The organism is Nostocoides australiense Ben110 (genome assembly GCF_001050535.1).
GTDB classification, from domain to species: domain Bacteria; phylum Actinomycetota; class Actinomycetes; order Actinomycetales; family Dermatophilaceae; genus Nostocoides_A; species Nostocoides_A australiense.
Window position 1 is genome coordinate 1,433,246 of the sequence record NZ_HG764815.1, and the last position, 17,712, is coordinate 1,450,957.

14 protein-coding genes, 1 tRNA gene and 1 other RNA gene are annotated in these 17,712 nt (G+C 69.3%); 11 read left to right on the forward strand and 5 right to left on the reverse strand.

Annotated features, from left to right (window positions below):
• The 6 genes from BN11_RS06880 to BN11_RS06905 form a co-directional block, all read left to right on the forward strand.
• A partial coding sequence (locus BN11_RS06880) for a PH domain-containing protein (protein ID WP_048696122.1) occupies positions 1-1,020 on the forward strand: 1,020 nt, incomplete at its 5' end.
• Between the two features lie 4 nt (positions 1,021-1,024).
• Positions 1,025-1,444 carry a DUF3052 domain-containing protein gene (locus tag BN11_RS06885; protein WP_456152335.1) on the forward strand — a complete coding sequence of 140 codons (420 nt, stop codon included), beginning with the start codon at positions 1,025-1,027 and terminating at the stop codon, positions 1,442-1,444.
• A 47-nt stretch (positions 1,445-1,491) separates the two neighbouring features.
• Entirely contained in the window at positions 1,492-1,986 is a 495-nt protein-coding gene (locus tag BN11_RS06890) for a peroxiredoxin (protein WP_048696126.1), read from the forward strand.
• Between the two features lie 37 nt (positions 1,987-2,023).
• Positions 2,024-2,096 (forward strand) — tRNA-Val (locus BN11_RS06895).
• Position 2,097: 1 nt separating this feature from the next.
• On the forward strand, positions 2,098-2,931 hold the full coding sequence (locus BN11_RS06900) for a Nif3-like dinuclear metal center hexameric protein (RefSeq protein WP_048700961.1): 834 nt from the start codon (positions 2,098-2,100) through the stop codon (positions 2,929-2,931).
• Between the two features lie 49 nt (positions 2,932-2,980).
• The gene (locus BN11_RS06905; RefSeq protein ID WP_048696128.1) at positions 2,981-3,721 is read left to right on the forward strand and encodes a zinc ribbon domain-containing protein; all 741 of its coding nucleotides are present in this window, start codon (positions 2,981-2,983) and stop codon (positions 3,719-3,721) included.
• Positions 3,722-3,800: 79 nt separating this feature from the next.
• On the opposite strand, the gene BN11_RS25825 is transcribed toward BN11_RS06905, so the two are convergent.
• Together BN11_RS25825 and BN11_RS06910 are read right to left on the reverse strand one after the other, a co-directional pair.
• Positions 3,801-5,093 (reverse strand): alpha-1,6-glucosidase domain-containing protein, encoded by a 1,293-nt coding sequence (locus tag BN11_RS25825; protein ID WP_327152897.1) that lies wholly within the window; start codon positions 5,091-5,093, stop codon positions 3,801-3,803.
• A gap of 46 nt (positions 5,094-5,139) precedes the next feature.
• Positions 5,140-9,663: a pullulanase X25 domain-containing protein gene (locus BN11_RS06910; protein WP_327152841.1), complete on the reverse strand. Its 4,524-nt coding sequence runs from the start codon at positions 9,661-9,663 to the stop codon at positions 5,140-5,142.
• A gap of 156 nt (positions 9,664-9,819) precedes the next feature.
• On the opposite strand from BN11_RS06910, the gene metZ reads away from it, so the two are divergent.
• Together metZ and BN11_RS06920 are read left to right on the forward strand one after the other, a co-directional pair.
• Positions 9,820-11,016 carry an O-succinylhomoserine sulfhydrylase gene (gene metZ / locus BN11_RS06915; protein ID WP_048696130.1) on the forward strand — a complete coding sequence of 399 codons (1,197 nt, stop codon included), beginning with the start codon at positions 9,820-9,822 and terminating at the stop codon, positions 11,014-11,016.
• A gap of 245 nt (positions 11,017-11,261) precedes the next feature.
• Positions 11,262-12,236: a type IV toxin-antitoxin system AbiEi family antitoxin domain-containing protein gene (locus BN11_RS06920; RefSeq protein WP_048696132.1), complete on the forward strand. Its 975-nt coding sequence runs from the start codon at positions 11,262-11,264 to the stop codon at positions 12,234-12,236.
• Positions 12,237-12,297: 61 nt separating this feature from the next.
• Here BN11_RS06920 and BN11_RS06925 read toward each other — a convergent pair whose 3' ends face one another.
• From BN11_RS06925 to BN11_RS06935, 3 genes are read right to left on the reverse strand one after another with little or no spacing between them, the layout of a single operon-like run.
• Positions 12,298-13,545, reverse strand: coding sequence for a hypothetical protein (locus BN11_RS06925; protein ID WP_048696134.1), 1,248 nt, complete (start codon positions 13,543-13,545; stop codon positions 12,298-12,300).
• A complete protein-coding gene (locus tag BN11_RS06930) occupies positions 13,542-14,057 on the reverse strand; it encodes a SigE family RNA polymerase sigma factor (RefSeq protein ID WP_048696136.1) in 516 nt (171 codons plus the stop codon). The genes BN11_RS06925 and BN11_RS06930 overlap by 4 nt, the downstream gene beginning before the upstream one ends.
• 57 nt (positions 14,058-14,114) lie before the next feature.
• A complete protein-coding gene (locus BN11_RS06935; RefSeq protein ID WP_048696137.1) occupies positions 14,115-14,861 on the reverse strand; it encodes a YaaA family protein in 747 nt (248 codons plus the stop codon).
• 41 nt (positions 14,862-14,902) lie between these two features.
• Between BN11_RS06935 and BN11_RS06940 the strand changes: the two genes are divergently transcribed.
• From BN11_RS06940 to BN11_RS06945, 3 genes are all read left to right on the forward strand, one after another.
• Positions 14,903-16,429 (forward strand): RNB domain-containing ribonuclease, encoded by a 1,527-nt coding sequence (locus BN11_RS06940; protein WP_235435394.1) that lies wholly within the window; start codon positions 14,903-14,905, stop codon positions 16,427-16,429.
• 15 nt (positions 16,430-16,444) lie between these two features.
• An RNA gene (gene rnpB, locus BN11_RS21475) (RNase P RNA component class A) lies at positions 16,445-16,828 on the forward strand.
• A gap of 65 nt (positions 16,829-16,893) precedes the next feature.
• The gene (locus BN11_RS06945) at positions 16,894-17,550 is read left to right on the forward strand and encodes an MBL fold metallo-hydrolase (protein ID WP_048696139.1); all 657 of its coding nucleotides are present in this window, start codon (positions 16,894-16,896) and stop codon (positions 17,548-17,550) included.
• Positions 17,551-17,712: the final 162 nt, after the last annotated feature.

Consider the following 17,712-nt stretch of genomic DNA (forward strand, 5'->3'; position numbering starts at 1 on the left):
CCGGGCCCGGCCGCCGACGGCGACCAAGCGGGAGGCGAGGCGGCGGCTTACCCGACCCCGGCCGGAGGCCTCGCCCCCGGCGAACGGCTCGTGGCGGCCATACCGGCCTCGCGGGTCTGGTTGGCGACCGCGATGAGCTTCAACACGATCTTGCTCGTCGTCACCCTCCCACTGCTGATCAGCGCCCTGGTGCTGGGCCACTTCAGTCTCGTGCCCGTGCTCGGGCCGATGGTGCTGGCGACCCTTGGGCAGCAGGTCAAGCGGTTAACGTCGTGGATGAACTTCCGCGTGGAAGCCGGACCCGACGTGGTGCGGATCCGGCACGGGCTGACCGAGCTGAGCACGATGAGCGTCCCCCTGCACCGGATCCAGGCGGTCGAGGTCAGCCAGCCCGCGATGTGGCGTGGGCTGGGATGGTGGCGGATCAACGTCAACGTCGCCGGCGTGCACCGCGAATCCGACGCGGCGGAGGAGTCGATCATCCCCGTCGGCACCCACGAGGAGGTCTTCGCGATCCTCGCGGCGATGGGGCCGACGTGGTCGCTGCCGGAGGTTGGCGAGGGGATGTACGGAGAGGGGCCGTCGGGCGTTTTCGTCGCAGCGCCGGAGCGGGCACGGCGTCTCGATCCGTTGTCCTGGAAGCGGATCGGGTATGCCGCGACACCCAGCGTCCTGCTCAGCCGGGGCGGCTGGCTGGGCCGGTCGGTGCAGATCGTGCCGCACGCCCGGGTGCAGTCCCTCGGTCTCGACCAGGGGATGATCGAACGGCGGCTCCGGCTGGCCAATGTGCACCTGCATTCGACCAACGGCTCGGTCACCCCGGTCGTGCGACACCTCGACGTCGACGCGGCCACGCGGCTGCTCAACGAGGAGGCGGCCCGCGCCCGCGATGCCCGCCACGCCGAGGCAGGCGAACCTGCAGCTGATCCGCTTGGCCCGAAGGCTCCCGCCGACGCTTCCGGCGCGCTATCGTCCCTTGGCGAGGGCACAGAAGGACCCCGAATGGATGGATGGAGTTAACGGCGTGAACACCCCCGCCGCCGGCCCGAGCGGGCTGCCGAAGCTCGGCTTCAGCGCTGGGCAGGTCGTGCAGGAATACGGCTATGACGACGATGTCGACCACGATTTTCGCTACGCCGTCGAGGACGTCATCGGCAGTGAGTTGGAGTATGACGATTTCACCGGGGTCGCCGACGGCGTGCTGCTGTGGTGGCGCGACGGCGATGGCGACCTGGTCGATGCGCTCGTCGACGTGCTGACCAATCTCGCAGAGGGCGCCGGGATCGTGGTGCTGACGCCGAAGGCCGGGCGGGTCGGCGAGGTGGACGCGGCCGAGATCGAGGAGTCCGCCGTCACGGCCGGTCTGCACGCCACCGCCAACGTGAGCATCGGCAGCGACTGGTCCGCCAGCCGCCTGCTGGCCCCCAAGAACAGCCGGCGCTGACCCGGGCGGGTGGGCCCGCGGCATACCGTGCTCGGCATACTTGAGGCATGACCGCGTCCACGCCGATCGCCGTCGGCGCCCCCGCGCCCGACTTCACCCTGTCCACCCAGGACGGCAACAGCCGCTCGCTGGCGGAGTTCCGGGGCTCGAAGAATGTGCTGCTCGTGTTCTATCCCTTCGCGTTCTCGGGGATCTGCACGGGCGAGCTGACCGAGATCCGCGACACCCTCGAGGATTTCGAGGGCGACGACGTACAGGTGCTGTGCATCTCGTGCGACCCGCTGTTCAGCCTGCGGGCGTGGGCCGACCAGCAGGGATATTTCTTCCCGTTGCTGACGGACTTCTGGCCCCACGGGGCCGTCGCGCAGGCGTACGGGGTGTTCGAGGAGTCCAAGGGAATGGCGATCCGGGGCACCTTCCTGATCGACCGCGAGGGCATCGTGCGCTGGAGCCTGGTCAACGGTCCCGGGGAGGGCCGCGACTTCGACGGCTACCGCGCGGCGTTGGCGCAATTGCGTGCCGGAGTTTCCCGCCAGGCCTGACACAATGGGGCGCCGGACGCCCCGCGTGGCGCCCGAGGGGCCTGTAGCTCAGTTGGTAGAGCGCCACGTTTACACCGTGGATGTCGTCGGTTCGAGCCCGGCCGGGCCCACGTGCGCACCCTCGCCGATGTCGTTGCCGTGATCGAGGAGCTGTATCCGCCAGAGGCGGCGCAGTCGTGGGACCAAGTGGGACTGGTCACCGGCGACCCGGCCCAGCAGGTCCAGCGGCTTCACCTCGCGTTGGACCCGACGCTGGCGGTGATCGAGGAGGCCCGGGCGCTCGGCGCCGACCTGCTCTTCACCCACCATCCGCTGCTGATGCGCGGCGTGCATTCCGTCGCGACGACGACGGCGAAGGGGGCGAGCATCACCAACCTCGTCGTCGGGGACATCGCGCTGTATGTCGCCCACACCAATGCCGATGTCGCCTCACGCGGTGTGGCGGAGGCGCTGGCGGCCGCGTGTGGTCTCGACGTGATCGAGCCGCTGGTGATCGAGGAGGGGCGGCCGATGGGCCGCGTGGGAGAGCTGCCGGAGCGGATTTCGTTGCGGGAGTTCGCCTCTCGTGTTTCCGCGGCGCTGCCGCCGGCGCCGGTGGGTCTGCGCGTCGCCGGTGACCCGGAGGCACAGGTATGCCGGGTGGCCGTGTCGGGTGGGGCGGGTGACGGCTTCTTCGGGGCCGCGCGTGCGGTCCGGGCGGACGTCTACGTGACGGCCGATCTGCGGCATCATCCGGCGCTGGAGGCGCGCGAGGAGGGCCGGGGCGGGCCGCCCTTCCTGATCGACGCGGGACACTGGGCGAGCGAGGCGTGCTGGCTGACGTGGGCTGCGGACGACCTGCGTGAGCGCCTGGGCGAGGACGTCGAGATCACGGTGAGCGAATTGTGCACCGATCCTTGGACCTTCACCGTCGTTGCCACGCAGGGTGCTGGGCCCGGGCGTTGACGACTCCTGCGGATAGGTTGGTCTCTACCAACTCAAGAAGGATGGCCGAGTGAAAGCCGACCCGCGAGACCAACAGCGGCTGCTGGACCTGCAGCAGATCGACACCACTGCCGCGCAGCTGGAGCGCCAGCGCTCGCACCTGCCCGTGCTCGCCAAGCTGGACGAACTGGCCCAAGCGCGGATGCACGCGCAGGACGCGGTGGTGACCGCCGAGACCGAGCAGGGCGACCTGGAGCGCGAGCTGGCCAAGGCGGAGGCGGACGTGCAGTTGGTCCGCGACCGGGCGGCGCGCGACCAGGCCCATCTGGACTCGGGCAAGGGCACGGCGAAGGAACTCACGTCGCTGCAGCACGAGCTGGCTTCGCTTACGCGTCGACAGGCCGATCTCGAGGAGATCGAGATCGAGGTCATGGAGCGGCTCGAGACCGCGGAAGCAGCCCTGACGCAGGCGCGCTCGACGCTGGCCGCCGTGGACGCGGACGTCGCCGCCGCCATCGCCGAGCGCGACGAGCAGGCGGCCGATCTGACCGGCCGGCTCGCGGAGGCGACTGCGCCCCGTGACACCGTCGTGGGAGAGTTGCCCGCCGACCTCGTGGCGCTCTATGAGAAGTTGCGCGCCAGCCACGGCGGGACCGGCGCGGCCATGCTGCACGCGCGGCGCTGCCTGGGGTGCCAACTCGAACTCAACAACGCCGACATCGCGCGGATCCGCGCGGCCGCGCCCGATGAGGTGCTGCGCTGCGAGGAGTGCAGCCGGATCCTCGTGCGCACCGCCGAATCCGGTCTCTGACCTCGGTATGCCGTCAGCCTGAGAAACCGGCCCGACCCCCGAATGAGAAGGGGGCCGGGCCGGTTTCGACGCGGTGATCTTACTTCTGGAGGAAGACCGCCACGGTGCGGGCGGGCACGGTCGCCGAGCCGGCAGCCGTGTTCCACTTCGCGTTCTTGACGACGGGGTCGGAGCCGTTCGCCTGAATCGGCGAGAGGCTGAGCGCCTTGCCGGCCATGCCGGGGACGGTCTGGGTGACCGCCTCGGGGGTGGCGTTGAAGACGACGACGAGACCCTTGAGGCTCGGGTCGATGTCGGCGCCGACCGTGTCGTCGATGCGCATCGCGATCACGCCGGGGATGGCGTTCGCCGTGCCGCTGGCCGGGAAGGTCAGCTTGGCCTTGATCGCGCCCGCCGTCCCGAGCCGGAACAGGCGAGTGGAATAGCGCAATTTGAGCAGGTCCTGCGCCTGCGCGGTGGCTGTCATAACTTGCGCGGAGTTCGGCTTCAGGGCGCTGTTGGCGAGCAGCGGCTTCATGTACGGCCACTTCGCGCCGTTGTCGCCCTCGAGCGGCAAGCCGTGACCGAAGCCGTTGTCGGCGCCGGTCCAGTCGAGCCGGTTGAACCAGTCGCCACTGTCATACGAGTTGCGATCGAGCGACTTGCTGCGCAACAGGTCGGCACCCGCATGCCAGAACGACGGCGTCTGGGCCAGGGCCGTCGTGGCTAGCGAGAGGGTGTTCATCCGGATCCGGTCGGACATCGTCGTCGCTACCGGCAGCTTGAAGGTCAAGCTGTCGAACAGCGTCTCGTTGTCGTGGGCGTCCACATAGGTGATGACCTCATCGGGCTGCGTGGCATAGCCGGCGGGGGAGCCGTTGTAGTCGACCTGGTCGCCGCGCGCCACGGCGCCGGAGGAGTTGAGCCGGAAGCTGAACGCCTTCAAGTTGCCGGCCAGGCCGAGCTGGACCAGGTCGGTGTCGTGCTTCAGGCCCGCCTGGGCGCCGGAGTTGATCGGCGCGCCATTGGGGTCGGTGAACTCACCGCTTCCGAAGCCCTGCTTGCGCGGATCATCATCGAACGGTCCGCCACCGCGCACGGCGTCGCGCAACCGGTCGCTGAAGGTGCCGATGTGTGTGCCGCCGAGCTGGCCCTGGGTCGCCTGGTAGAACAGCGCGTTGTCGGCGACCTCGCCGAAGTTCCAACCCTCGCCGTAGAGGTAGACCTTCTTGCCGTCGACACCGCTGTTGGCGACCGTCAGTTGGTTGAGCGCGGCCCGGATCGCCAGCATGTTCGCCTTCGAGTGATGGCCCATCAGGTCGAACCGGAAGCCGTCGATCTTGTAGTCGCGCGCCCACATCACGACGCCGTCGACCATGATCTTCTGCGCCATCTGGTGTTCGGTCGCGATGTTCTGGCAACAGGTCGAGGTGTAGACGTTACCGGTCTTGTCCAGGCGCTGGTAGTAATCCGGCACGACCTTGTCCAGCACACTGGTCGGGGCGAGCCCGGCCGCGGGGGTGTGGTTGAACACCTTGTCGAGGACCACCCGCAGTCCCGCCTTGTGCAAGCCGCCGACCATCGTGCGGAACTCGGCGACTCGCTTGCCGCCGTCGGCGGGGGGCGGCGGTCGAGGCGTAGCTGCCTTCCGGCGCCAGCCAGTGGAACGGGTCGTAGCCCCAGTTGAACGCATCGTTGCTGCGGATGGCCTCGATGCATTCCTGCTGCTGCTCACTGTCGGGCGGGTAGCTCTCCAGGTCGCACTGCGGGGTCGACTGCTTGGCCGGGTCCTCCTCGATCGAGGCGATGTCGAAGGTCGGGAGCAGGTGAATGGTGTTCAGCCCGGCCGCCCGCAGCTTTTTCAGGTGCTGCATGCCGCGGCCGTTGGTGTTGAACGCGAGGTAGGAGCCGCGCAACTCGGGTGCCACGCTGGTGTCGGTGATCGAGAAATCCCGCACGTGCAACTCGTAGATCGAGTGGTCGACGTTCTGCGGGAGCTTCGGCTGCGGGCTGTTGAACACGGCCGGTTTGTAGGCGCCGTCCTTGAGGTTGACGGCCACCGACTTGGTCGAGTTCAGCGTGAGCGCGACCGAGTACGGATCGGTGACCGCGAGGGTCTCGATCTTGGCGGTCGAGCGCGAATAGACGACCACCTCGTAGAGGTAGCGCGCGTTCTTCGGCCCCTTGGTCACCGACCACGACCCGTCGCCGGCACGGGTCATCCCGGTGCGGGTCGCGGCGCTGAGCGGGGCGTTCGCGGGCGCCGACGGCGCCCACGTCAACAGCGTGACTTTCTTCGCGGTCGGGGCCCAGACCCGGTAGGTGGGGTTCGCGCCGGTGAAGACCGCGCCGTACTTCTTGGTCTTGGCGCTCGCGGCATAGAGCGAGTCCAGGACGTATGCCGTCTGCACGCCGGTGGCGTCCAGGAGCTGGCCGCTGTTGCTGTAGAGGGCAACGGCCACCTGTCCCCGCAGGATGGTGGGCGCCAGGTCCTTGACGGTCCGGCCCGCTCGCAGGGCGATGTAGCCCTTGAGCTCCGGCCGGCTCGCAGTGACGGAGGCGGGCAGACCATTGGGGTCATACGCCAGGCCGGCCGACGTCGAACCGGGTAGGTCCTCGTCGTCGATCGTCATACCGGCGTTCGATGCCCAGTGCAGGCGCCACTTCAACAGTTTCAGGTTGGCGCCCTCGGGCACGGCGTCCGCCGGCCAGGCGAGCAGTCCGGGCTCGATCCAGAAGGCCTTGGCGGCCTTGAGGTCGGGGGCCGCGCCGCTCTGGGAAGTGGTCACGGTGATCTGGTGGGTCGCCAGCACATAGGTGATGGTTACCACGGTTCCGGCCCGCGGGACGGAGAACGGGATGTTGTTCCCGGCCGGTGTGCCGCCTTCGCCGTAGTTCTCGTCCCAGCTGAGATTGTGGGCGATCTTGAACTCGTAGCTGCCCACCGGGATCTGGTCCGAGCTCCACGTGTAGGTGCCGTCCTCGTCGGGGTCCTGCAGCCACGGGTTCATGCATTGCGGCTGCCAGTCCTCTGGGCAGCCGAGCTCGGACTGCATCGACCCCGGCGCGGTGATGACCGGGCCTTGCGCGCTGCTGGTGATCCAGTGCGTGCCGTGGTCGTAGTAGAAGGTGATCGACCCCCCGGAGAAGTTGAGCAGGATATTTGAGCCTCCCGGCGTCCCGCCTTGGCCGTAGCTCTCCTCCCACAACTTGTTGATGGCGGCCTTGTACTCGTAGTCGCCCGCCGGGAGGTCGACGGTGAGCTTCCAGATCTGGTCGTTGGGGTCGAGTGTCATCTGCGCTTGGTCGCACTCCGGCTGCCAATTGCCGGCGCAGCCCATCTCGGTGTTCAGATTGCCCGGCACGGACACGAAGTCGGGCTGGGTGACCGGCCCGATCGCCTTGGCGACCAGACCCTTGCCCTGCGTCCGCCCAGCCGTGCTGCTACGGCTGATCTGCTGCGCCGGCATGCCGCCCTTGGCGCGCGCCACGCTGTTGCCGGCGGCGGCGCCGGACTTCCCGGTCCGGGCGTTCGGGCTGCCGACGACGGCATACGACGAGGCGGCGCTGAAGTTGCCGCTCGAGTCCTTGACGATCGTGCGGTACTCCAGCATGGTGCCGGCAGTCATCGCGGATACGTCGTGGTAGACGGAGTAGGGAGCGTTGTCGTCGGTGCCGATCTTCTGCCACTGCGTGGTGCCCACCGGCCGGTAGGCGAAGGTGGTCTGCGCGAAGACATCCTGGGTCGTCGCCGCCGCGATCTCCGCGCGGCCCGAGACGACGTCACCGGCGGAGGGCGAGGTCAGGTAGACCGGCGGGGCGTATGCGCGCGCCGGGATCTTGGCGCGCGCCTTGAAGACGCGGACACCGAGGGCGGGAACAGTGACGTTGACCCGGCCACCGGCAGCGGAACGGATCGCTGTGCCACCGCCGTAGATCGGGGTGTAGCCGACGTTCTTGGTGAAGGTGTCGAAGGTCGCTGTCTTCGCCGTGGTCGCATTGTTGACGACGACGAGGTACTCGATGTTGCTCGCGCGGTCGACGCGGGAGAGGGCGTAGATCCCGGCGCTGCCCGAGGCGTAGCGGTGCGTCTGAGCGCCGTTGGCCAGGGCCGGATGGGCCTGCCGGAGCGCGGCCAACTGCTTGGTCTGCACATAGAGCGGGGCGGTGGTGGAGTACCGGTTGCGGGAGCCGGACGGGCCGGTCAGGTTGGGCTCCGCGGCATACTGCGCGACCTTGGTGGCGAACATGTCCTGGCGGGCGTCCTTGTCGCCGCCCGACCCGATGAAGCCCTGCTCGTCGCCGTAGTAGACGACCGGCTGTCCGCGGGTGAGGAACATCAGCGAGTTGGCCAGCTTGACCCGCTTGAGCAACTCGGCGCCGGTGAAGTCCTTCGTGGAGATCATCCACGAGGCGCGGCCGCGGTCGTGATTGCCGAGGAAGGTCGGGGACTCGTAGACGTTGGAGTCGAGATCGGTGTAGTAGTCGTCGCCGTAGAAGAGGTTCCGCAGCCGGGACGTCGCCGCGCCGCCGGCGAAGTCGATCGCGGCCTCCTGGAACCCGAAGTCGAGGGTGGCGGGAAGCTTGCCGGTGGTCGTGTACTGGCTCATGACTGCCGGGTCGCCGGAGAAGACCTCGCCGAACATGAAGAAGTCGTTGTTGCCGATGGCCTTGGCCCTGGCCAGCACGTCCGGGGCGAAGCGCTGCCAGAACTGCATGTTGACGTGCTTGACGGTGTCGATGCGGAATCCGTCGATGCCGAAGTCGACCCAGGTCTTGTAGACATCGCCCATCCCGCGCACCACGTCGGGGTGCTCGGTGAACAAGTCGTCGAGGCCGACGAAGTCGCCGTACTCACTCGACTCGCCGGCGAAGGTCGAGTCGCCACGGTTGTGATAGAGGGTGCGGTCGTTCAGCCAGGACGGCACCTTGACCGTGGCGTCCGCCGGAGTGCGGAAGACGGGGGTGTAGGGGAAGGAGACCTGCGGGTCCAGCGGCGGGAAGGTGTTGCCGCCCGCGTAGTCGCGGTCGTCGAACTCGGCTCCGCTGGCGTCCTTGTAAGGCTCTTCGCTCTTGCTGATGTAGCCGTACTGGTTCTCCGCGTAGGAGATGACGTCCGCGGTGTGATTGGTGATGATGTCGAAGAAGACCTTCATGCCCTTGGCGTGGGCCTGGTTGATGAGAGCCTTCATCTCGGCATTGGTGCCCAGGTGCGGGTCGATCTGGGTGAAGTCGGTGACCCAGTAGCCGTGGTAGCCCGCGCTGGCGTCGGCGCCGCTGCCCTGGACGGGGCGGTTCTTGAAGCTGGGGGTCAGCCAGATCGCCGTGGTGCCGAGGCCCTTGATGTAGTCGAGTTTGTTGATGACGCCCTTGAGGTCGCCGCCGTGGTAGAAGCCCTTGTCGGTCGGGTCGAACCCGGTCGCGAGGCGATCGCCGGTCAGGCCGCCCTTGTCGTTGGCCGTGCTGCCGTTGGCGAAACGGTCGGCCATGACGAAGTAGAAGCGTTCCTTGGTCAGGCCGTTGCGCAGCGAGTTGCCGGCCAGGGCCTTGTCCGCCGGGGTCACCGGGCCGGCCATATCCATCGGCGTGACGCCGATCTTGTGATTCTCGTCGTTGTAGGAGAACTTGAGCCGGGCCGGCCCGGCGAGGACGAGCGGGATATTGCCGCTCGGACCGCCGTAGCTCTCCTCCCAGTCGTGGTTGATGGCGATCTTGAACTCGTAGCTGCCGGCCGGGACCTCGAAGATCCGCTCGTAGATCGGCGTCGTCCCCACTTGGGTCAGGTCGGTGGGTGCGCAGTCCGGGGTCCAATCGGCGCACGACGAGATCTCGTCCTGCAGATTGCCGACCAGGGTGGCCGTGCGTTCGGCGGCCGCGACCGGGGCGGCCACAGCCGTGGCGAGGCCGGCGGCGATCAGGGCGCTGATGGCGATGGCTGAGGGGATTGACCTCGTGGGATGCACGTCCGGCTCCTTTGGCGGGGGATCTACCGCCCGCCACCATAGGGCCGCAACACCGACAGGCACCAGATCCATTGGCATTGAAAGATCTTGCAACACGGATGGTCCAGCCATGGACGCACCAGATCGGGTGTCCAAAGGGGTCGTTAGTCTCGGGCCATGAGTGATCCGAACGAGCGTGGCGACCTCCGTCGCGAGACCCTGGCCGTCCGGGCCGGACTGCACCGCAGCGCGTTCGACGAGACCGCCGAAGCGATGTACCTCACCTCCGGCTACGTCTACGACACCGCGGGGGAGGCCGAGGCGACCTTCCTCGAGGAGGTCGACCGCTACTCATACAGCCGGTATGCCAACCCGACGGTGACGATGTTCGAGGATCGGCTCGCGGCGCTCGAAGGTGCGCAGGCGGCATACGCAACCCCGACCGGGATGTCGGCGGTCTTCGCCGCGCTCGGCGGCCTGTGCGCGGCGGGTGACCGGATCGTTGCCAGCAAGGCGCTGTTCGGCACCTGCTACACGGTGTGCGCGGAGATCCTGCCGCGGTGGGGGGTCGAGGCGGTCTTCGTCGACGGCACCGATCTCGACGCCTGGCGGGAGGCGTTGTCCGTGCCCACCAAGGCCGTCTTCTTCGAGACCCCGAGCAACCCGACGATGACCCTCGTCGACATCGCCGCGGTGTCCGAGCTGGCGCACGCGGCCGGAGCGACAGTGGTGGTGGACAACGTCTTCGGGACTCCGCTGTTCTCCTCGCCGCTGCAGCATGGGGCGGATCTCGTCGTGTACTCGGCGACGAAACACATCGACGGCCAGGGGCGGGTGATGGGTGGCGCGGTGCTCGGCAGCCTGCAGCTGATCACGGACGTCGTGCGTCCGATGATCCGGGTGCTGGGGCTGACGATGTCGGCCTTCAACGCGTGGGTGCTGGTCAAGTCGCTCGAGATCATGGACCTGAGGTTGACCAAGCAAGCCGAGGGCGCGCTCGCGGTGGCGGAATGGCTGGAGGCGAATCCCCTTGTCTCCCAAGTATTTTACCCTGGCTTGGCGTCGCACCCGCAGGCCACGTTGATCGCGCGGCAGATGACCGGCCACGGCACAGTGGTCACGTTCACGCTCGACACCGACCGCGCCGGGGCCTTCCGGGCGCTGGATGCGCTGGAGATCGTCGACATCTCCAACAACCTCGGCGACACCAAATCCCTCGCCACCCACCCCGCCACGACCACGCACTCGAAGATCCCCGAGGCGGAGCGCCTCGCCCTCGGCATCACCGACGGCACCGTCCGCCTGTCCGTCGGACTGGAGCACCCGGACGACCTGATCGCCGACCTCGAGCGCGCCTTCGCCGCCGTGCGCTGACGCCTGATCCTGGACTCCCTCGGGTAGCGCGAACTGCCTGGGCCCGCGCGGACTGCCGGAGAAATATGTGCCGTTGTTCGCCGGATCCGAGGCGGTTCGCTCGATCGCAGGCAGTTCACGGTCGCACGCCGGGATAAGCGCCCGACGCGGCCCGGTTTATCCCCAATTGCTGAACGACTGGGCGTTTTCCACAGCCTCACGGGCCAGGTCTGGCATCGACATCGGCATCGAGCGACGCTGACCGGATGGACAGACGACTGGACGCGGTGACGGCGGCGACGGGTGGGGTCTTCACCACCAAGGACGCCGCGGCGGTGGGGATCCGGCACGAGGAGATCGCCCACATGGTGCGCCGCAAGGAGGTCATCCGCGTGCGGCGCGGCGCGTTCGTCTCCGGCCAGGTATATCGCGATGCCGACGTCGACGAGCGCTATCGGCTCGAGGTGATGGCCGCGCTGCGGTTGCGTCCGACGGATGCGGCCGCGGCGCACGCAGCGTTGGCGCTGCGGCGCCTTCCGACCTGGGGAGCAGACCTGCGGCGGATCGACCTGGCCGGAGCCGTCAAACATCACGAGAGCGGCGCCGGCCTGCGAGTGCGCCCGCGGGGCGACCTCGAGGTCGTGACAATCGGGGGCCGGGCCAGCGTGCGTATCGCGGATGCGTTGGTGCAGCACGCCGCGCAGAGCGGGATCGTCGCCGGCGTGGTCGCGATGGACGCCGCCGTGCACGCCAAACTCGTGACCGTCGCGAGCATCGCGGAGGCGATTGAGCGTATGCCGCGCAGCGGGCGGCGGCGGGCCAGGGCGGCGGCGGCCCTCGTCGATCCGGCCTGCGAGTCGGTGGGTGAGTCCCGCACCCGGCTACTGCTGCTCGACTTCGGTCTCGCGTTCGAGTCGCAGGCCAGGCTGTATGAGCGTCGCACCCTGATCGGGCGGGTGGACTTCCTCGTCGAGGAGCGGGTCGTCGTCGAGTTCGACGGACTGGTCAAGTACGCCGGCCTCGACGGCAAAGAGGTGCTCGCCGCGGAGAAGGCCCGCGAGAGTCGGCTCGTCGCTCTCGGATACGAGGTGGTGCGCCTGACCTGGCGCGAACTCGACGACCCCGTCGGCGTCATCGCTCGGATCCGCGACGCCCTCGCCCGCGCCTTGACCCGGCCCGCTCCACCGCCTCGACCCCCGGAACCCCGAACCGCCTCGGAAGCCGCGAACAGCCTCGTTTAGCCCGAACTCCCTGGCACATATCTGCCGGAGTCCGGGCTAAGCCAGGCAGTTCGCGGCATCTTCAGCCGAGGATGCCCCGGAAGTATTGCTGCAGAGCGGCATCCAGAGCCGTGCCACCCCCGATGACATAGGCCTTGACGCCGCCGTTGTCCTTGGCCCAGGGGGCCGTGTTGGCGACGGTGGCCGGCACGAGGACGGTCCCGGAATCGGTCGGGGAGAGGACTCCGATGGCCGCGTCGTACCGGTCCCAGCGCATCCGGCCGGCTGCGTCGGCGAGCCGCAGGTAAACCTCGTCCTCACCGCGCCGGTCGGCTGGTCCCCCCGCAATCGCGCCGGGCGCGTGCCGGCCCGCGGCCTTGCCGTATGCCGCGGCCGCCTTGGCCCCGACGGCATCAGACCAGAGCAGTCCCTTGGCGGCGTAGACGCAGATCCCGAGCGACGCCGGTGCCGTCGGACCTGCCGGAGTGGAGTCACGGATGACGTCGGGTGGCGAGGCGGGGCAGCCGTTGGCGTCCACCGTGACGGACGAGGCCGAACCGAGGATCCGCTCGCGCAGGGCGGCGTCCTTGCTGAAGACCGTCACCGTCACCTCACCGACTGAGCGCGTCTCGCGCACGACGCCGTCGGGATAGCTCTCGGTGCCGGCCTTGACCCCCGCCGCATCGAACCACACCGCGTCGACCTTGGGATGGACATCGGGTGACCCAACGCAGGCGTCGGTCATCATCACGGGACGGCCGACGTAGGGGACACCGTCGGGCACGAACTCGTAGGCAGAACTCCCCGGGACGGTGAAGGCGCGGCCTTCACTGCAGTCGAGCACCTCCCCGTTGCCCCAATCCGGAGCCATCGGGGCACCGCCCCAGCCCCACGTCGGCGGAACCCACAGCTGCACCCCGCCATACGACTCCGGCCGCCAGTCGGCGGGTATGCCGGCCGGTCGCCCGTTCGCCGTGGCGGCGGTCGTCGGTGACTCAGAAGTCGTCGAGGAGTAGGCGCCTGTGGAGGCGCTCCGGGACGCGCCGGCCACAGGGTCGGCGATGCCGGAATCGTTGTCCCGCAATGTGTTCGCCACGAGAATGGCACCGGGGACGGCAAGGGCGGCCACCGCGGCAGCGGCCGGGAGGACCCAGCGCCAGCGAGGAGAGGACGGCGGAACGGCGGCTGCGGTCGCGCTGCCTGAAGACCGCGATCCGCCGGATCCGGGCAGGGGGGCGCCGAGGTCGCTCGGCGCGTCGCCGGCGTGGTGGCGCAGTCCGTCGCGGATCATCCGTTCGAGGTCGGCGTCGTCATAGGTGTGCTTGGTCATGGCAGGTCCTCGGAAGTCAGCTGGATGCGCAGCGTGATGAGCGCACGGTGGATGTGCGAGCGGGCGGTGGCCTCGGAGATGTCGAGGACGCGGGCGATCTCGCGATAGTCGAGGTCTTCGTAGAAGCGCAGCACGACGGCGGCGCGTTGCTGGGGCGGCAGGCCAACGCACATCCGCCAGACGGCGTCGTGCTCGGCGATCTGTTCGGCGCTGTCGGCGGCGGAACCGCCACGCGGTTCGGCGACGCTGAACTCACGGCGTCCGATCCGGCGCCACTGCGAGACATGCGAATTCGCGATCATGCGCCGCACGTATTGGTCGGGTTGCGCCCGGGTGGATACGTGATCCCACTTCTCGTATGCCGCAGCGAGCGCGCCCTGCACCGCGTCCTGGGCGGCGTCGCGCGAGCCGGTGACCAGATAGGCGAAGCGGAGCAGGCCGGGAAGCCGAGGCGTCACCCACGTCTCGAACCCGGCGCGGTCCACTCCGGCCTTGTCCACGGTCGTCACCATGCCCTACTCACGCTGCAGCAGCCCGAGGTGTTGCATCGGCGGCGAAAACGAAAATTCTCAGTGCGGGAGCACGTCCAGGGTCCAGCCTGCCCCCGGCTTGGCCGGCTCGTGCAACTCGATGCGGAAGTCGTTCTCCAGCAACGGAATCAATCCCGCGGGTCGCCGGGGGTCCGCGTCCGACTCACACAGCACCCGCGCCACCAGGCCGCGCGTGTGCTTGGCCATATGGCTCGCCCCCGGCACGCGCACGGCGACCCAGCGCTCGGCGAGCGCACCCGTGGGGCGCCACGTCGCGGCATACTCGCCGGACCGGCAGTCGACGATCAGCCCCTTGCCAGCCGCCGCCGACAGCACCGGGTCGAGCGACTCCTTCCACCGATGCGCCAACTTGCCCACCTCGGGCAGGTGCGCGCACATCGACGCGCGATAGGGCGCGATCCGATCGCCCGCCCGCACCGCGCCATACACCGCCGAGGAGATCACCAGCCGCCGCGCCGCCCGCCGCCGGCCACCGGGGGAGAGCGAGGGGGCGTCGAGCGCGTCATAGAGCACGCCTTGATAGATCTCGAGCGCCGGGCGCGCGGGGCGGGTGCGGATGGCCAGGTTGCCCTCCACCTCCGCGCCGAGCGTCGACGGGACATAGAGGATGCGCAGGGCGTCCTCCAGCCCGGACGCGTTGATCACCGCGTCGATGACCTCCTCGCGCCGCCCCGTCAACTCGGGGAAGGAGAGAGCGTCGACCCGCATCGGCGCGCCGCGGCTGGGCCGGGCCTTGGTCTCCGACGGCGGCAACAGGATCAGCACGGCGTCACTGTATGAGGTGACCGCCCCGTTAGGTTTGAGGCATGGCGCAACCCATGCGAGCCCGCTACTCCGACACCGGCATCGCCGCCGTCCTCGCCGACGACCGATTGCTCGCCCGCTTCGACGCGATCCGAGCCGAGTTCACCGTCCCCGAGGCATTCCCGCCGGAGGTGCTCGCCGAGGCCGACCAGATCGCCGGTGCCCCGATGGAGTGGCCCGAGCGCGATGAGACCGCCGTGCCGTTCCTGACGATCGACCCGCCCGGATCGATGGACCTCGACCAGGCCGTGCACATCGAGCGCGCCGAGGGCGGCTTCCGGGTCCGCTACGCGATCGCCTACCTGCCCGCCTTCGTCGCCCCCGGCGGCGCCATCGACGGCGAGGCGCACCGGCGCGGCCAGACGATCTACGCCCCGGACGAGCGCACCCCGCTGCACCCGCCCCAGGTGAGCGAGAACGCTGCGAGCCTGCTGCCGGACCAGGTGCGGGCGGCATACGTGTGGGACATGCACGTCAAGGACGACGGCGAAGGCGACCAGAAGACCGTCTACCGCGCGCTGGTGCGCAGCGTCGACCGGTTCGACTACGAGCAGGTGCAGGCGATGATCGACGCCGGCACCGACGACGACCGGGTGGCGCTGCTGAAGGAGGTCGGCGAGCGCAGGATCACCTTCGAGCAGCGCCGTGGCGGCGCGAGCTTGCCGATGCCGGAACAGCAGGTCACGCAGGACGAGGCGGGCAAGTTCGTCCTCGGGTTCCGGCCGCCGCTGCCCGCCGAGGAGTGGAACGCCCAGATCTCCCTGATGACGGGCATGGCCGCCGCCGAACTGATGGTCGAGGCCCGGACCGGGATCCTGCGCACCCTGCCCGCGCCGGACGAGCAGGCAGTCGAGCGGTTCCGCCGGCAGGCCAAGACGCTCGGCGTCCAGTGGCAGGAGGGGGAGTCGTATGGCGCGTTCCTGCGCCGCCTCGATCGCACCAACCCCCACCACCTCGCCCTGATCTATGACGCGACGGGGCTCTTCCGCGGCTCGGGGTATGTCGCCTTCGACGGCGAGGTGCCGCCGGCGCCGGAGCACGGGGCGCTGGCCTCGACCTATGCGCACGTCACCGCGCCGCTGCGGCGGCTGGTCGATCGCTTCGGGCTGGCGATCGCCGAGGCGCTGGCCGCCGGCCGGCCGGTGCCCAAGTGGGTGCGATCCGGCATCGGCGTGCTCCCGGAGATCATGGCGGCCACCGGCCGCACCGCCTCCGGTGTCGAACGCGCCTGCACCGACGCGGTGGAGGCGGCCGTGCTCTCCCAATACGTCGGCGATACCTTCGACGCCGTGGTCGTCGACCAGGGGCAGAAGGGGGCGTGGCTGCTGCAGCTGACCGACCCTGCCGTGGTCGCGCATGCCGGCACCGAGGTCAAAGTGGCGGTCGGCGACCTCGTCGCGGCGCGCCTGACCGAGGCCGACGTCACGGCAGGCGTCGTGCGCTTCCACATCACCGCGCGCAAGGGCGCCGTCCCCGCGCCGGCGGGAGTGCCTGCGTCGCCGGAGGACCCGCTGGCCCCTCCGGCGTAGACTGGGTGGCGAGGAAGAGCCGGCCAGACGGTCGCGTCCGGTATGCCGCGCGGCATACCGGCCGAGGAAGGTCCGGACTCCACAGGGCAAGGTGATGGCTAACGGCCACCCGGGGCGACCCGCGGGACAGTGCCACAGAGAGCAGACCGCCCCACCTTCGGGTGGGGTAAGGGTGAAAGGGTGGTGTAAGAGACCACCAGCGGCCTGGGCGACCAGACCGGCTCGGTAAACCCCACCTGGAGCAAGCCCAGATATGCGTGCGTTCGACGGCGGCCCGCCGGAGCACGCGGGTAGGGCGCTCGAGCCCGCCGGCAACGGCGGGCCTAGATGGATGACCGTCACCGCACCTGCGGCAACGCGGATGCGGCACAGAATCCGGCCTATCGGCCGGCTCTTCCTCACTCACCGGGAAACCGGCAAAGCCCGGGACCCACGATCGGGCAACCACGCCTACATTGGCGGGTATGAAGCTGACCCACCTTGGACATGCCTGCGTCCTGGTCGACATGGCGGACACGCGCATCCTGATCGATCCGGGCGAGTTCTCCGACGACTTCACCGCCGTACGCGACCTCGACGCGGTGCTCATCACCCACCAGCACCCTGATCACTACGACAAGGAGCGGCTGCCGGACCTGATGCGCGCCAACCCGGCCGCGCGCCTGATCTGTGACCCGCAGACGCTGCAGAAGATCGCCGACCTCGGCCTGGACGCCACGAGCCACGAGGCAGCGGGGGAGCGGATCGGTCAGGTCGAGGTCACCCCTGTCGGCACCAAACACGCCCAGATCCACGAGGACCTGCCGATCGTCGACAACGTCGGGGTGCGCCTGGCGGCTGCCGGTGAACCCGTCCTCTACCACCCCGGCGACACCCTCGCCGAAGATCCCGGGCAGATCGACCTCCTCCTCTTCCCCCTCACGGCGCCGTGGCAGAAGTCCGCGGAGATGGTCACCTTCCTGCGCCGCCTGGCCCCGCGCCGGGCCGTGCCGATCCACGACGCGATCGTCTCCGCTGCCGGCCGCGGCATCTATGTCGGCCACGCCCGCAACCGCGGCCCCCAGGAGACCGAGGTCCTCGACCTGCTCGGCGCCGGAGAGCAGGTCATCAGCCGCGAGTGAGCGCCGCCGCCCCGACCCTGCTGACCGGCCTGCTCCCGCGCCGCGGCAGGGTGCTGCTCATCGGCGCGGGCACGGAGGCCCTCGGGGTGTCGCTGGCCCTGCGGGGCCACCACTGCGTCGGCGTGCTGCCCGAACCCGAGGCCGCGGCGCTGGCTCGCGTCG

Bases quoted from the DNA above. Each gene is read 5' to 3' on its own strand.
- BN11_RS06920 (WP_048696132.1), top strand. From the start codon at position 11,262: ATGGACAGACGACTGGACGCGGTGACGGCGGCGACGGGTGGGGTCTTC.
- metZ (WP_048696130.1), top strand. From the start codon at position 9,820: ATGAGTGATCCGAACGAGCGTGGCGACCTCCGTCGCGAGACCCTGGCC.
- BN11_RS25825 (WP_327152897.1), bottom strand. From the start codon at position 5,093: ATGGCGCAGAAGATCATGGTCGACGGCGTCGTGATGTGGGCGCGCGAC.
- BN11_RS06925 (WP_048696134.1), bottom strand. From the start codon at position 13,545: ATGACCAAGCACACCTATGACGACGCCGACCTCGAACGGATGATCCGC.
- BN11_RS06940 (WP_235435394.1), top strand. From the start codon at position 14,903: ATGGCGCAACCCATGCGAGCCCGCTACTCCGACACCGGCATCGCCGCC.
- BN11_RS06930 (WP_048696136.1), bottom strand. From the start codon at position 14,057: ATGGTGACGACCGTGGACAAGGCCGGAGTGGACCGCGCCGGGTTCGAG.
- BN11_RS06945 (WP_048696139.1), top strand. From the start codon at position 16,894: ATGAAGCTGACCCACCTTGGACATGCCTGCGTCCTGGTCGACATGGCG.
- BN11_RS06890 (WP_048696126.1), top strand. From the start codon at position 1,492: ATGACCGCGTCCACGCCGATCGCCGTCGGCGCCCCCGCGCCCGACTTC.